Genomic DNA, 13,837 nt, shown 5'->3' with positions numbered 1-13,837 from the left:
CCGTGCCCAGAGCGTTGTGAGCCCGCATCGCCATCGGCCAAAGGGCGTTCGGGAGCCGCTATTCCAGCCCCAATTGCCCGCGATCCACTAGCGAGGCGGCCAGTTCCGCGCGCGAGGCCGAGACGCGATATTCGGCATCGACCTGGCGCAGGCGGGCATCGGCGGCGGCTTCCTCGCGCAGGTTGACCAACAGGAAATCGCTGGCGCCAAGGCTGAACCGGCGGCGTTCGGCCTCGGCCATGCGGGCGGCAAGGCCTGCCTCGTCATGGGCCAGATGCGCCAGCCTGTCGGACCCTGTCACCTGCGTTTTCAGATTGGCGATCTCGACCGACAATTGCTGTTCCAGCAGGCGGCGGCGCTGGACCAGTGCGTCGGTCTCGGCGGCGGCTTCGGCGATCTTGCCGCGCGCCTGCCGCTGTTCCAGCGGCATCGTGAAGCGCAGGCCGACAATGGCTTCTGCCGGGCGGCGAACATAGCCCATGGGGCCACCATCGCCGATATCCTTCGACCCTTCGACGCGCAGGTCGAGCCGGGGGCGCAATTCATTCCGGGCCATCGCGCTGCGGGCCGAAGCCTGCGCCAGACGGGTCATCAGCATTTGCACGTCGGGCCGCGCCTTGATCGCTTCCTCCTCGCTCTGACCCAGCGGCGGGGCAAGGCGGGGCAGGGCGGCGGGCAAATCCTCGGCCCCGGGTACGATGGGCTGGCCCTCTTCGTTGCGCCAGAACAGCGAGAGCGCGTTGGCCTGTATCGCCAGATCCTGCTGAGCGCGCACCAGCAGGGATTGGCGGCGCACGATATTCTGCTGATTTTCCACCACCAGCATGGCCTGACGCGCGCCCGCTTTCACTTGCTTTTCAATCGAGGCCTGCCGCGCGGAGGCCAGTTCGAGCAGGTCCTGATAGATGCGCAGGCGCTGTCCGGCCGCCACCCATTGCTGATAGGCTTCGATGGCTCGCCTCTGCACGCCGACCGCCACCATCTCGCGCTCCATCTCCGCCAGATCGGTGTCCAGCCCGGCGATCTGCATCCGCCCCCGCCGCTCGTCAATCAGCCGGTCGCGCAGCAGCGAGAAGACCGCGCCCACCTTCACCTCGCCCAGCGAATTGGTGACGGATTTGCCGTCATAGGAGGGAAACGGCCCCATCGAGAGGCGATAGCCCGCGTAATAATTGCCGCCGTTGGATGTCAGCGGGCGGGTGGCCTTGGCCTCGGCGGCGGCATTGTCATAATAGCCCAGCGCCCGCCATTGCACATCGCCATCGAACACCAGATCATACAGGCCGTGCGTCGAGAGCAGCCGCGCATCGGCCTGTTTCTGGCGCGCCACGGCCTCAAGGATCTGCGGCGCATGGGCGGCCGAGGAGGCCAGCACCTGTTTCAGCGTCAATTCCGCCGCCCCGGCCGCGGGCGCCGCCAAAGCCAGCGCCATGCCCATAAAAGCGCGGATCACTTGCCCTCCTCCTCATAGGAATCCTTGGCCTTGGATTTGCTCTTGGCCTTGTCGCCCTTGTCGGACAGCGCCTTGCCCAGACCCTTGCGCGGGCCGGGGTTTTCGGGCGGCGTCATTTCCAGCGGGAAGTCATTGAGCTGACGCCACAATTCATAGCCGACGCTGACCGTGTTCATCTGGATCCATCCGCGCACCTTCGATCCCAGCCGGACGAAATTGCTGTCCGGCCAAGCCCGCGCGCCCGGCATCGGTTCGACCAGCACACGGAACAGGCCATTGTCCAGCGCCGAAGGGTCGATCGAACGCACCCGCCCGTCAAACATGCCCTGCGCCACCGAGGGCCAGCCGCTGAACTGGATCGCGGGCCAGCCTTCGAAATTCAGCCGCACCCGCTGGCCGCGCCGCACCATGGCGACATCGCGCCCGTCGATCTGCAATTCGACCACGCGCCGGGAATTTTCAGGCGCCAGAGTGGCCAGCCAGTCGCCCGCGCTGACCAGAGCCGCGCCTACGCTGGTGTTGATCGCCTGAATGCGCCCGTCGCGCGGGGCGCGCACCACCTGCGCCGACTGGCGATTGAGGGCGATGTCCACCCGGCTCAGCTTGGCCTTGGCCTCGGCCAGTTTGGCGGCATGTTCGGCCACCTTGATCTGGGTGTTTTCATAATCGCGCCGCGCCGCCAAACCGTCGGCATAGAGCGAACGGGTGCGTTCCACATCCAGCTTGGCCACGGCCATGGCCTGAGCGACGGAATCGATCTGGGCCAGAACCTGCGCGCGCTCGGCGGCCATGCGGGTCAGGACATCGGGGTCATTGTCGACGATGCGCGCGATGGGTGCGCCTGCTTTCACCTCCTGCCCATCATTCACATACCATTGCTCCACCCGGCCCGGCACAAGCGCTGTGACCTGCTGCACCCGGTCATGCGGGTCGAGCGCGGTCACGCTGCCCCGACCCGGCGCGGTCTGCACCCATGGCACCAGCAGCAGGAAGGCGACAATGGCGGGGATGGACAGGGCGATCATCCATGCCACCACCCGCATCACGCGCGGCGGGCGCATGGCGCTCAGCGTGGCGAAACGCTCGAACCGACTCATGCCCGCGCCTCCGCGCCAAGACCGGAGGCCCTTTGGGCAACAGGGCGTATGTCATCCCATTGCCCGCCCCGGATCTGTTCGCGATTGCCCAGCCACAGCCAGCCGTCGCGCCGCAGCCCTTCGGGCCGCCCGGTGAATTGCAAAACGCTGGTTTCCGTCTGGCGCAGATGATCCAGCACGCGGTCCAGCCGGTCGGGGGGCAGCAGGTCATAGAGGGGCGAGAGCACCAGCACCTTGGGCCGCGCCAACAGCGCGCCCGCCAGTTTGAGCGCCATCGTCTCGCCCACCGCCAGCGGCCAGCCCAGCGGCGAGAGCATCGTGTCCATCCCTTGCGGCAATTGCCCCACACGGTCGGCCAGCCCGACCAGATCAAGCGCGGCCATGATCGCCTCATGGCGATCCCCGCTGGCCAATGAGAGATAGTCGCGCAGGGAAAGATCGACGATGGTGGGGCGATCGAGCACCACCACATCCGAGCGCAGGCGCAGCATGTCATAGGTGCCGATATCGGCACCGCCCACGGTGATCAGGCCGCGTGTGGGCGTGTCAAGACGCTTGAGCAGGACCGAGACGGCGCGGTCCACCCCCGGCGCGGCAAGAATGGCGAGCTGCTCGCCGCTGGCCACGGTGAAGTTCAGGTGATGATCGCCCAATTCGACATGGCGAAAGGCAATCGCGCCATTGGGCAGCGCGGGCGCATCGACCTTGGGCGGGCTTTCCTGCGGCACATCCCAGAACAGCGAGAGTTCCTCCAGCCCGCCGACCAGATCATAGAAAGTTTCCAGATAATTGCCCATCTGCGCAATGCCATAGAACACGCCCGACAGGATCAGCTCGGCGGCCACCAACTGGCCGATGGAAAGCTCGCCCGCGATGATCAGCATCCCGCCCATCGTCAACAGACCCGCGCTGGCGCAGGCATAGAGCAGCAGCAGGCAGATGGTCTGGGTAAAGGTATAGCGGAAATGGGCGCGATGCTTGGCCACGTAATCGGCGGTCAGGGCTTCGGACTGATCGATGGCGAAATGCATGTGGCGGCTGGATTTGTAAAAGCCGTTCGATCCGCCCACGCCGTCCAGCCAATGGGCGGCGGCATGTTTGGAATGGCTGACGGCAATGGCCGTGGTGAAGGCCCCGCGCGCCCAGACCATCAGGATCAGCGCGATCAGCGTGACCAGCAGCACATTGAAGGCGAGAAAGAAGGGATGGTAAAAACTGGTGACGACCAGACCCACCACGCCTTGCAGCACGATGGCGAAGCCGCCCACCAGCAGGCTGGTCAGCGCCTTTTGCACGGTGGCCATGTCAAAGAAGCGGTTGAAGAGATCGCCGTGGCGCGCGTCATGAAAGAAGGGATTGCGGGCATGAACCGCGCGCAGCGTGATTTCCGCCATCATCCGCGCGAAAAACCGCCGCTCGAACAGCGCCATGACATGCACGCGCAGCGCGCTGAGCAGTCCGGCCAGCAGCAGCAGGCCAAACAGAATGGCCGAGAGCGTGAAGAGCGGCGCGGGCAGCGCGATATTGGCCACCGCATTGATCAGCAATTGCACCGAAATGGGCGTGGCCAGCGAGAGCAGGGAAATGGCGGCCCCATAAAGCAGCGCCATACGCAAATAAGGCCCATCCGGGCCCAGAATCAGCGCAATCCACCGCGCCACCTGTCTCATCCCCACATTCTGTTTGGCCATGCTTACCCCGTTTACTGCACCTGCGAAGGAAATAGCGGGGCGGCATGGCACTTCAAGATCAGGAAAATGGGGAAACAAAATAGAACATTTCAGCAATAAGGGCGATGACCAAGAAAAAGGCCAAAACCATCGGATCTATTGGGAAAATCTCAGCATCGGTTCGCCTGTGCGGGGGTTGGACAGTGTTACATTTTCTATCGCCTGAAACCGCCAATTGTCATTCCGCCGGGAAAGGACGGCAAGGATCAGCGTGTCGACACAATGCGGTCCCGCTGGGTGAGCTTCGCCGGTGGTGAGCCGGCTCCAGAAATGGACGATGGCGGTGTTGGCATCGATCAGGGCGGCGTCGATCAATTCGTTCTCGAGAGCGGAATCGCGATAGATTGTTTCGTGAAGGGGCTGATGCATGGCGATGATCGCATCGACGCCGCGCACATAATGGGCAAACCTGTTCACGAAGGTGGCTTCATCGTGAAACAGGGCGGCAAAATCCCCCATATCATGCGCATTCCACGCTGCCTGAAAGGCTGCCGGGGCATCTTCGGGCCGAATCATCTGCGGGTTCCTTCGTCTGACGGGCGACCCGCATGGAATAGACGCCGCGCGGGTCTTGGCCAAACATCCCTGTTCAGCGCTTGGGTTTGCCCGATCCTATGTCGGGCATGGAGGTCAGATGGCCTTTGTTTCCTGCCCCGACATCGCGCGCGCCCACATCCCTGTCGGCGGTGCGTTCGCCGGGGGCGGGCTTTTGCGCGCCCACCGCGCCTGTTCCGCCCGCTTCCAGACCGGGATTGTCCCGCTGCTCGGTCAGGGTGGAGGGGGCGGGCGGGGTCTTGCCCATCTGGTCGCCTTGCTTGTCCTTGCGAATGTTCTGCGTCATCGGGGGCTCCTTTTCCCGGCTCGTCATCACCTTGAAAGGGATGGCGGGGGCAAAGGATGCACAGGATCGCCGCGCCGGGACAAAATAGGCGGAACTCTACGAGCGCTCACCCCTTCCGTGAGATGGGGTGCCGACACCCCGGCAAAAGGATATGAGCCATGACTTCGCATAACCGCAAAGGCCCCCTTGGGGACGTGATACCAAGCAAGGACGCCCCCGATCGGGAAACCAGCGGCGGCCAGAAGCCGGAAAAGGTCGAGGATCGCCCCAATGTCGGCCAGGTTTCGCCCGAGGACTATCCCGAGGCGGATCGCGCCAGAATCAAACCCTGAGCGCCTTTTGTCACCGGCCCGGAAGGCGCCGGTTCAGCGGGAATTGGGCTTTGGATCGCGATGTTCGGCTACGCGCAGGGCGATCTTGCTCAGCGCTTCGTTGAGCAGGTCGCGCTCCGCCTCCGTGATGTCCTGAAGGATGGCCGCGAAATAGTCGCCGCGCATCTTGCGGGCGCGTTCGAACAGCGCCTGCCCCTCGGGCAGGACCGAAATGATCTGGCGTTTGCGATTGTGCTCGTTGCTGTTGCGCTCGATCAGCCCGGCCTCGATCAGGCGTTTGACCGCGCGGCTGACCTCGGCCCGGTCTGAGTCGAAGGCCGCGCCTATGTCGGCCGCGCTGGCCGGACCCGCCGAGCAGATGAAGGCCAGCACCCGCCATTCGGCCAGAGTGAGCGCGAAATTTTCCTGCAATTGCTGCATCGTGGCGCGATCCATCATGCGGGCAAGCAGCAGCAGGCGATGCGGCAAACGGGTGCCGCCAAACAGATCCCAGGTCCGAGGCAAAGTCATCTTTTGATCGCTGCCAAAGCGAGCGGACAAATGCAACGGGAATCATGTTGACTAATCAACATGTGCGGCGCATGACATGGGCATGACCCAAATCCATCCTTTTTTGCCCCGGCTGGAACATGCCTTCACCATCTCGATCGACCTGTCGCGGCCCTACTGGATCACTCCTGGGGCGCGGGGCGATACGCGCGCGGCGATTTTCGCGGCCCAGGGCGTGATCGAGGGGCCTCGTCTGCAAGGGCGAGTGGTGCCCATGTCGGGCGGGGACTATCCGCTTTCTCGCCCCAACGGCGTGATCGACTTTGATGCGCGCTATTTGCTGGAAGCCGAGGATGGGGCGATCATCTATCTGGAAAACCGGGGCTTTCGTTGGGCGCGCAGCCCAGAAATCGCCGAAAAGATGCGCCGCAACGAGCCCGTCGGCTTTGACGATTACTATATGCGCGTAACCCCGCGTTTCGATGCGCCCGCCGGGCCGCATGAATGGCTCAGCCAGCATGTCTTTGTGGGCGTTGCGGAAAAAGTGCCCAATGCCAACCGCATCCATTATTTCGTGGTGATGTGAGATGGCGGGCGGGGGTTTGGCGCCGTCCTATCCGGTGCGGATGCGCGCCGGTGTTGACCCGTACAGCGCCACGCACAAGCCGCCCCTGCCGCCCACCAATTTTGCCCGATGGAACGAGCGCGGGCTGACCATCGAGCGCAACCATCGCATTCGCCTGCGCGACGGGGTGGAGATCTTTGCCGACATCTATCGGCCCGAAGGCGCACAGCAAGGCGTGCCGATCCTGTTGGCATGGGGGCCTTACGGCAAACATGCGCTGACCAATCGCGTGTTCTGGCCGCGATCCGGGGTGGACCCGGATTGGCTTTCCGATCTTACCGCTTTCGAGGCGCCCGATCCTCTGTTCTGGGCCGGGCATGGCGTGGGCGTGGCGGTGGTCGATCCGCGCGGGGCATGGCTTTCGGGCGGGGATTTCCATCATAACGGCGCGCAGGAGGCGCTGGACTGCGCCGATACCATCGAGTGGCTGGCCGGTTTGCCATGGTGCAACGGGCGGGTGGGGATGACGGGCGTGTCTTATCTGGCCGCGATCCAGTATCTGGTCGCGCCCCTGCATCCGCCCGCGCTGGCCGCGATCAATCCATGGGAAGGCTTTTCCGACTGGTATCGCGAATTTGCCTATCATGGCGGCATTCCCGAAACCGGCTTCCTGCCGCGCGCCTCGGACAATATCCGCTTCTCGCTGGGGCGGACCGAGGATACGCTGGAAAATGTCCGCGCCCATCCGCTGATCGACGATTACTGGCTGTCGAAATCCTATGATCTGGCCGCGATCACCCAGCCCGCCTATGTCGTGGCCAGTTGGTCGGATCAGGGACTGCATCTGCGCGGCACGATCGAGGCGTGGCGCCAAATGCGCAGCCCGCAAAAGTGGCTGGACATCCATGGTCAGAAGAAGTGGGCGCATTACTATTGCCCCGAAAGCCGCGCCCGGCAGACCGCCTTTTTCGAGCATTTCCTGTTTGATCGCCCTACCGCTGTGGCCGCATGGTCCCCGGTACGGATCGAGATCCGCGAGCAACATGGGGTCCAGCACGAGCGGGCCGAGCGGGAATGGCCGCCCGCGCGCACGGCCTATCGTGAACTCTTTCTCGATCCGGCGCGGGGCACCTTGTGCGATGCCGCGCCCCCGCCCTCCAGCCTGCGGCAGGACGCCGCCCACGGCGAGGCCCATTTCACGATTCGTTTTGACCGGCCCACCGAAATCACCGGTCAGGCCGCCCTGCGCCTCTGGGTGGAGGCCGAGGGCAGTGATGATGCCGACCTGTTCATTGCGCTGCAAAAGCTGGATGCCGCAGGGCAGGAGGTGGGCTTCACCTTCTACGCTTTTTATGAAAACGGCCCCATCGCGCTGGGCTGGCAAAGGGCCAGCCATCGCGAATTGGACGAGGCGCTTTCCACACCCGAACGCCCCGTGCATCGCCACCGCTGCGAGGAAAGGCTGAAGCCGGGCGAGAGCGTTCCGGTCGAGATCGAAATCTGGCCCTTCTCGGTCCGCTTTGAAGCGGGTGAGAGCCTGCGGCTGGTGATTTCCGGCCGCGACATTTATCGGCCCGAACCGGGTGTCATGCTGCCCTTCCCCCAGCATCAGGATACGCGCAATGCGGGCCATCACGTCTTTTACGGCGGCGGGGCCATGGCCTCGCGGCTGATCCTGCCCTTCCTTCCCGCATCGGAGCATCCATGACTTTGCAGCCAACCCTTGCCGATTGCCGCCTTGAGCATGTGTTCGACATCGAGGTGCTGTTCGGCGCGGATCGCACGCTGTTTGGTCCTTTGCCCGGCGGCGGGCATCAGGGTTATACGCCTGCCATCGGCGGCATAATCACCGGGCCGCGCCTGACGGGCAGCGTTGTGCCCCATTCGGGCGCCGACTATGCCACCGCGCGTGAGGATGGCACGATCGAGCTGCGCGCCCATTACCTGCTGCGCGCCGATGACGGCACGATGATCTATATCCAGAACCTGGGTTATCTGGTCCGCCCGCGCCCGGGTGAGGACCAGCCTTCCTATTTCAAGCTGACGCCCTATTTCCGCGTGCCCGTCGGGCCGCATGACTGGCTCAACCGCACGGTGATCGTGGGCGGGGGAGAGCGGCGGTCCGACCCGGACCGCACGCTCTTTCGCTATTACGCCCTCGTCTGAGCGATCCGGCGCAACCCTGGCGCGGCGGCCAGAAAACACAGCGCCGCCGCAAAGAACACCAGCACCGCCAACGACAGCGCGCTTTGCAGCCCCTGCGCTGACGCCTGCCGACAGGCGGCGGCCACGGCCTCGCCGGCGCCATGGGCGGGCATGCCTGCCGGGCAATCCACGCCATATTGCCCGGCATAAGCGGCCCGCGCCGCCCGGTCGGAAACAAAACCGACAAAGACCGGCCCCAGACCCGAACCGATCAGCGTATAGAGCAGCGTGTAGAGCGCCACGCCGCTGGCGCGCATGCGCGTGGGCAGGAGGTTCTGGATCATGCCTGTGGTCGGCCCGTAAAACAGCAGGAGGAACGCGCCCGCCGCCAGCAGCAGCGCAAAGGCCGCGCCCAGCGAGGCGGCATGAAAGGCCAGCCAGTAGATCGGCGGCGCCAGCGTCAGCCCGAAGGCCGCGCCCCATGCGGGCCAGCGCGCATCGCGCCGGGCCAGCCAGTCGGTGCCGAAACTGCCCACGATCAGGCCGAAGGTGATGGCAAGGCCCGAAATCAGGCCGAAATTGGCCGCCGCCTCGCGCACGCCCAGATGGTGGGTGCGCGCCAGAAACACCGCCAGAAATTGCGAGATCGAGGTCATGCCAAAACCCGCCAGACTGCCCCCCGCGATCACGCAGAGCAGGGTGGGATTGCCCGCCACTTCGCGCAGGAATTCGCCGACCGGGGGCGCCTTGCCGCCCTTGGTGCCGGCGTCATAGCGCCCCCGCTCCGGCTCGGGCGCCAGCAGCAGAAGCAGGCCCGCCACCACAAAGCCGGGCAGGGCAAAGAGCAGAAAGGCCGTGCGCCAATGCCAAAGCAAGGCAATATGCCCGGCCAGCATCGCGCCGAGCAGCGTGCCGATGGGCGTGCCCAGCATCACCAGCGCAAAGGTGGAGGCGCGCTTTTCACGCGGGGCGATATCGGCCACCAGCGAGGCGGTGGGGGGCACAAAGCCTGCCTCGCCCATGCCCACGCCAAGGCGGCTGGCGGCCAGCGCGGCAAAGCTGCCCGCCATGCCGGTGGCCGCCGTGGCCAGCGACCAGATGATGGTGCAGGAGGCAATGATCCGCTTGCGCGAGAACCGCTCGGCCAGCAGGCCGATCGGCAATCCGGCCAGCGCATAGAGCGCGGCAAAGACCAGCCCCTGCAACAGGCCCAATTGCAGATCGGTGAGCAGAAGATCGGCCTTGATGGTCTGGGCCAAGGCGGAAAACACCGCCCGGTCGGCGAAATTGAGCGTGCAGGTGAGCAGCAGCAGCACCAGCAGGACCCGGCGGCGCGGGGCCGCGGGCGCGCTCATGCCGGTTCTCCCGCCGCGCGATGGCGGCGCGACAGGGTGACGGCCTCGATCCTGCGGAACAGGCCATCCTGCATTTGATAGAGAGCCATGCTTTCAATGGCATAGGTATCGCCTGCCTGCATTGTCCGGCCGGAGAGCTCGACACCGTCGCGCCTTGCTGTGAACACCGAGGCCAGCGCGGCGGCAATGGCGCCATCCCCGCCCAGAGCGGCGCGCAGCGTCATCATCCGATGGAAGTCCTCCCGCGCCTTGCGATAATAGGCCACAATCGCCTCCGCGCCGCGCAGGATGATGCCGGTTCCATTGCGCAACTCGACGTCGGGCGCGTAGAATCGGCCATAGGCGACCTCATCGCCCCGGTTGAAGGCGGCTAAATAGTTCTCCATGATGGCATGTGGCTGCATGGCGATCTGCTCTCCCATCGTATTCTTGTCGAACCATCTTTGACCGCTTAAGTTGATAGATCAACATAATTCTCGGAGGCATGATGCGCGAGGTTCCATCCGGCGGTGCAGACAGGCTGGCATATCTGCTCAAACTGGTGGCCCATGGGCCGGACCGCTTCAGCCTGGGCGATCTGGCCGCGCGCGCGCGCCTGCCCGCCAGCACGGTCCACCGTCTGTTGCAGGTGATGGTGAGGGCGGGACTCGTCGAACGCGGGGCGCATCAGACCTATCGGCCGGGCCGTGAATTCTATGCGATGGCCTCGCAACTGGTGGCGCGTTTCGATGTCATCCGCTCCGCCCGGCCTTTGCTTGAAGGGCTGGTGGAGCGCTGGCACGAGACAGCGGTGCTGTGCACCTATAACCCTACCGACCGCCGCGCGACCATTGCCGATGTGGTCATGACGCCCCATCCGCTGCGCTTTGCGGTGGAAAGGGGAGGCGAGATTCTCCTGCCCTGGGGCTCGCTGGGGCGGGCGATTCTGGCTTTCCTTTCCGGCGGAGAGATGGAGGCGATTATCCGCGAAACGCGCTTTGGCCCCTTGACCGGGCGGCCGCGCGATCCGCGCAGCGAGCTCGAAAAAGGCCTGCGCGAGGTGCGCGAAGAGGGCGTTTCGCGCTTTTACGACCCCGATATCGAGATCGCGGGCATTGCCGCCCCGGTGTTCGGCGCCGAAGGGCTGGTGCTGGGCTGTATCGGCGTGACCATGCCGTCCAAACGCTATCTGCTCCATGCCGAGGATGATTTGGTGCTGGCCGTGCGCGAGGCGGGGCAGAACCTGAGCGCGGCCGCATCGATGGGGCAGGGTGGTGTGGACCAAGAATTCCAAAATACGGAATAGTGGTTCTGCAAGATGGAAGATGCTTGAAAGTTGATTGCTCAACATTATCGTCACTCCCCGTAACCCGGCGCAAAAAAAGCGGGGAAAAATGGGAGAGGGCAATGAACTACCGCAAGGGGAAGGTGCTCGTTTACGCTTCGTCGGCTGCTCTGGCCATGGCGCTGTTTGGCGGCGAGGCCCATGCCGAAGAGCAGGCCGCCAAGAACAATGCGCCTGAAATCGTCGTTACCGCGCAATTCCGCAGCCAGAAGCTGCAGGATGTGCCGATCGCCATTACCGCCGTCAACTCGGCCATGCTGGAGCAGCGCGGCGCCACCAATATCGCCGACATCGGGTCCAGCGCGCCCAACGTGACGCTGCGCCCTGCGGCGGCCAGTTTCGGCCCCTCGGTTGTCGCCTACATTCGCGGCGTGGGCCAGCGCGACACCAATTTCGCGCTGGAGCCGGGGGTCGGCCTCTATATTGACGATGTCTATCTGCCCACGATGCATGGATCGCTGCTCAATCTGGTCGATCTGGACCGGGTGGAGATTCTGCGCGGGCCGCAGGGCACGCTGGCGGGGCAGAATTCGATCGGCGGGGCGATCAAGCTCTATTCCAAAAAGCCCGATGCCAATCCGGACGCCTATATCTCGGCCACCTATGGCGCCTATAATCGCGTCGAAATCCGGGGCGGTTCCAATTTTACCATCGCGCCCGACAAGCTCTATATGCGCCTGACCGGGGTGGGCGTGCACAAGGACGGCTATGTCACCCGCTATGACTATGCCTGCACCCATCCGGGCAGCACCGTGCCCAGTTCGGTCACCGGATCGAGCTGCAAACTGGGCACCGAAGGGGGCAAGGATTATGTCGCGGGCCGCGCGGCCTTTCGCTGGACGCCGACCAGTTTCCTGACCGCCGACATTGCCGTGGACATCACCCGTGACAACAGCGAGCCTACGCCATCGACCCTGCTCTATGTGGGCCGCAATGCCAATCCGGGCTCGACCCTGACCGGCATCGCCAGCCCGCCTGCGGCTGCCTATGTGCTCAACGGCAATGTTTATGGCAATGCCACCGGATCGCCCTTCATCAGCTATTCGCCCTTTGGCGCCTATGCGCAGGACACGTTCAGCCGCAGCCCCTATATCAACTACGAGAATTACACCGACACCGCCCCGCGCGACGGTTCGGCCCCTTGGCAGGCCCCGCTCAAGGCCGCGCTCAACACATGGGGCATTTCGGGCACGCTCAGCGCCACGCTGACGCCCAATCTGAAGCTGACCTCGATCACCGCCTATCGCCAGTTCGACGGCACCTATTCCACCGGCGACGGTTCGCCGCTCAACCCCTCGCTTCAGGCGAACAACATCTACAACAAGCAGTTCAGCGAGGAATTGCGCCTGTCGGCCAAATTCGGCGATCTGGCCAATCTGACGGTGGGCGGCTTCTATTTCTACAAGCGCAGCCGGTATCAGGCGCGGATCGAGCTGACCACGCTCAACTTCATCGAGGACGATTCGATCCCCGCCACCACCAAGGCGGTCTTTGCCAATGCCGATATCAGCCCGATCAGGAACCTGACCGTGATCGGCGGCATCCGTTATACGGATCAGTCCAAGACCTTCTATTATGGCCGTTTTGGTGTACCGGGATCATCGACGGGGGGCGCGGTCCCGCCTTCGCTTGCGGCGCTCAACGGGCTGGTCGGGGGCTTCAACGGCGGCCGGTTCGACTATCGCGCGGCGCTGCAATATCGCTTCAACGATGATGTGATGGGCTATGCCCAGTTCTCCACCGGCTTTCGCGGCGGCGGCATCAACCCTCGCCCCTTCTTTCCGGCGCAGGCTTTGCCGCACAGCCCGGAAAAGCTCAACGCCTATGAAGTGGGCCTGAAAACCGACCTGTTCGACCGCCGCCTGCGGATGAATTTCTCTGGTTTCATCAACAAATACACCGATATTCTGGTGACGGTGGCCAGTTGCCCGCTGCCCGGCGTTCCGGCCGCGCCCTGTTCGTTGCCGCTCAATGCGGGCAATGCCACGATCAAGGGGCTGGAGGCCGAAATGCGGCTGCAACCCGTGCCCGGCCTGACGCTGGAAGCTTCGCTCGCCTATCTCGATTTCAAATATGACTCCGTCAGCGCCGCCGCCGTCACCTCCGGCATCGGCACCGAGGACAAGGGCCAGTATATCTCGCCATGGCAATGGAGCTTTGCCGTGCAATATGACTGGAGCCTTGGCGCCATGGGGACCATCACCCCGCGCGTCGATGTCAACCATATCGACAGCTTCAACCGCAACGCCAACAATGTCGACGCCGCCACCGGGGGCAAAGACATTTTCGGTCAGGTGCCGGGCTATACGCTGGTCAACGCCCGCATCGCCTATCAGACGGCGGGCAAAGAATGGGAACTGGCCGTCGAAGGGCGCAACCTGACCGACAAGCTCTATTACACCGATATTTTCGACAATCGCGGATCGACCAATTCGATCCAGGGCACGCCTGCCGAACCGCGCACATGGGCGGTGACGGTCAAGCGCCGCTTCTGAAAATCGGGGCG

The 13,837-nt window shown here is 64.1% G+C and carries 14 protein-coding genes; 6 read left to right on the top strand and 8 right to left on the bottom strand.

Annotated features, from left to right (window positions below; translation table 11 throughout):
* Window positions 1-58: 58 nt before the first annotated feature.
* From BGP00_RS02720 to BGP00_RS02700, 5 genes are all read right to left on the bottom strand, one after another.
* On the bottom strand, window positions 59-1,453 hold the full coding sequence (locus BGP00_RS02720) for a TolC family protein (protein ID WP_292921538.1): 1,395 nt from the start codon (window positions 1,451-1,453) through the stop codon (window positions 59-61).
* Entirely contained in the window at window positions 1,450-2,550 is a 1,101-nt protein-coding gene (locus BGP00_RS02715) for an HlyD family efflux transporter periplasmic adaptor subunit (RefSeq protein WP_292921540.1), read from the bottom strand. The genes BGP00_RS02720 and BGP00_RS02715 overlap by 4 nt, the downstream gene beginning before the upstream one ends.
* Window positions 2,547-4,241, bottom strand: coding sequence for an ABC transporter ATP-binding protein (locus tag BGP00_RS02710; protein WP_292921542.1), 1,695 nt, complete (start codon window positions 4,239-4,241; stop codon window positions 2,547-2,549). Before BGP00_RS02710 ends, BGP00_RS02715 begins: the two co-directional genes overlap by 4 nt.
* A 135-nt stretch (window positions 4,242-4,376) precedes the next feature.
* Entirely contained in the window at window positions 4,377-4,796 is a 420-nt protein-coding gene (locus tag BGP00_RS02705; protein WP_292921544.1) for an SgcJ/EcaC family oxidoreductase, read from the bottom strand.
* A gap of 73 nt (window positions 4,797-4,869) precedes the next feature.
* A complete protein-coding gene (locus tag BGP00_RS02700; protein ID WP_292921546.1) occupies window positions 4,870-5,121 on the bottom strand; it encodes a hypothetical protein in 252 nt (83 codons plus the stop codon).
* 158 nt (window positions 5,122-5,279) lie between these two features.
* Between BGP00_RS02700 and BGP00_RS02695 the strand changes: the two genes are divergently transcribed.
* Window positions 5,280-5,453 (top strand): hypothetical protein, encoded by a 174-nt coding sequence (locus BGP00_RS02695; RefSeq protein ID WP_292921548.1) that lies wholly within the window; start codon window positions 5,280-5,282, stop codon window positions 5,451-5,453.
* Window positions 5,454-5,486: 33 nt separating this feature from the next.
* Here BGP00_RS02695 and BGP00_RS02690 read toward each other — a convergent pair whose 3' ends face one another.
* Window positions 5,487-5,963, bottom strand: coding sequence for a MarR family transcriptional regulator (locus tag BGP00_RS02690; protein ID WP_168601546.1), 477 nt, complete (start codon window positions 5,961-5,963; stop codon window positions 5,487-5,489).
* A gap of 82 nt (window positions 5,964-6,045) precedes the next feature.
* On the opposite strand from BGP00_RS02690, the gene BGP00_RS02685 reads away from it, so the two are divergent.
* Genes BGP00_RS02685 through BGP00_RS02675 form a run of 3 tightly spaced genes read left to right on the top strand, consistent with a single transcriptional unit; the run spans window position 6,046 to window position 8,673 of the window.
* Window positions 6,046-6,528, top strand: coding sequence for a DUF3237 family protein (locus BGP00_RS02685; protein ID WP_292921551.1), 483 nt, complete (start codon window positions 6,046-6,048; stop codon window positions 6,526-6,528).
* Between the two features lies 1 nt (window position 6,529).
* Window positions 6,530-8,215, top strand: coding sequence for a CocE/NonD family hydrolase (locus tag BGP00_RS02680; protein WP_292921552.1), 1,686 nt, complete (start codon window positions 6,530-6,532; stop codon window positions 8,213-8,215).
* The gene (locus tag BGP00_RS02675) at window positions 8,212-8,673 is read left to right on the top strand and encodes a DUF3237 domain-containing protein (RefSeq protein ID WP_292921554.1); all 462 of its coding nucleotides are present in this window, start codon (window positions 8,212-8,214) and stop codon (window positions 8,671-8,673) included. Before BGP00_RS02680 ends, BGP00_RS02675 begins: the two co-directional genes overlap by 4 nt.
* Here BGP00_RS02675 and BGP00_RS02670 read toward each other — a convergent pair.
* Together BGP00_RS02670 and BGP00_RS02665 are read right to left on the bottom strand one after the other, a co-directional pair.
* Entirely contained in the window at window positions 8,658-10,007 is a 1,350-nt protein-coding gene (locus tag BGP00_RS02670; protein WP_292921556.1) for an MFS transporter, read from the bottom strand. The two genes, BGP00_RS02675 and BGP00_RS02670, sit on opposite strands and share 16 nt — an antisense overlap.
* Window positions 10,004-10,393, bottom strand: coding sequence for a nuclear transport factor 2 family protein (locus BGP00_RS02665; protein ID WP_292921558.1), 390 nt, complete (start codon window positions 10,391-10,393; stop codon window positions 10,004-10,006). Before BGP00_RS02665 ends, BGP00_RS02670 begins: the two co-directional genes overlap by 4 nt.
* Before the next feature lie 101 nt (window positions 10,394-10,494).
* Here BGP00_RS02665 and BGP00_RS02660 point away from each other — a divergent pair, with 101 nt between their 5' ends.
* On the top strand, window positions 10,495-11,292 hold the full coding sequence (locus BGP00_RS02660; RefSeq protein ID WP_292925698.1) for an IclR family transcriptional regulator: 798 nt from the start codon (window positions 10,495-10,497) through the stop codon (window positions 11,290-11,292).
* Between the two features lie 101 nt (window positions 11,293-11,393).
* Window positions 11,394-13,826: a TonB-dependent receptor gene (locus BGP00_RS02655; protein WP_292921562.1), complete on the top strand. Its 2,433-nt coding sequence runs from the start codon at window positions 11,394-11,396 to the stop codon at window positions 13,824-13,826.
* Window positions 13,827-13,837 lie beyond the last annotated feature (11 nt).

The sequence above is a fragment of the Novosphingobium sp. 63-713 genome (assembly GCF_001898925.1).
GTDB lineage: Bacteria > Pseudomonadota > Alphaproteobacteria > Sphingomonadales > Sphingomonadaceae > Novosphingobium.
Note: the sequence above shows the minus strand (reverse complement) of the source record. Positions and strands in the feature narration are given on the sequence as shown.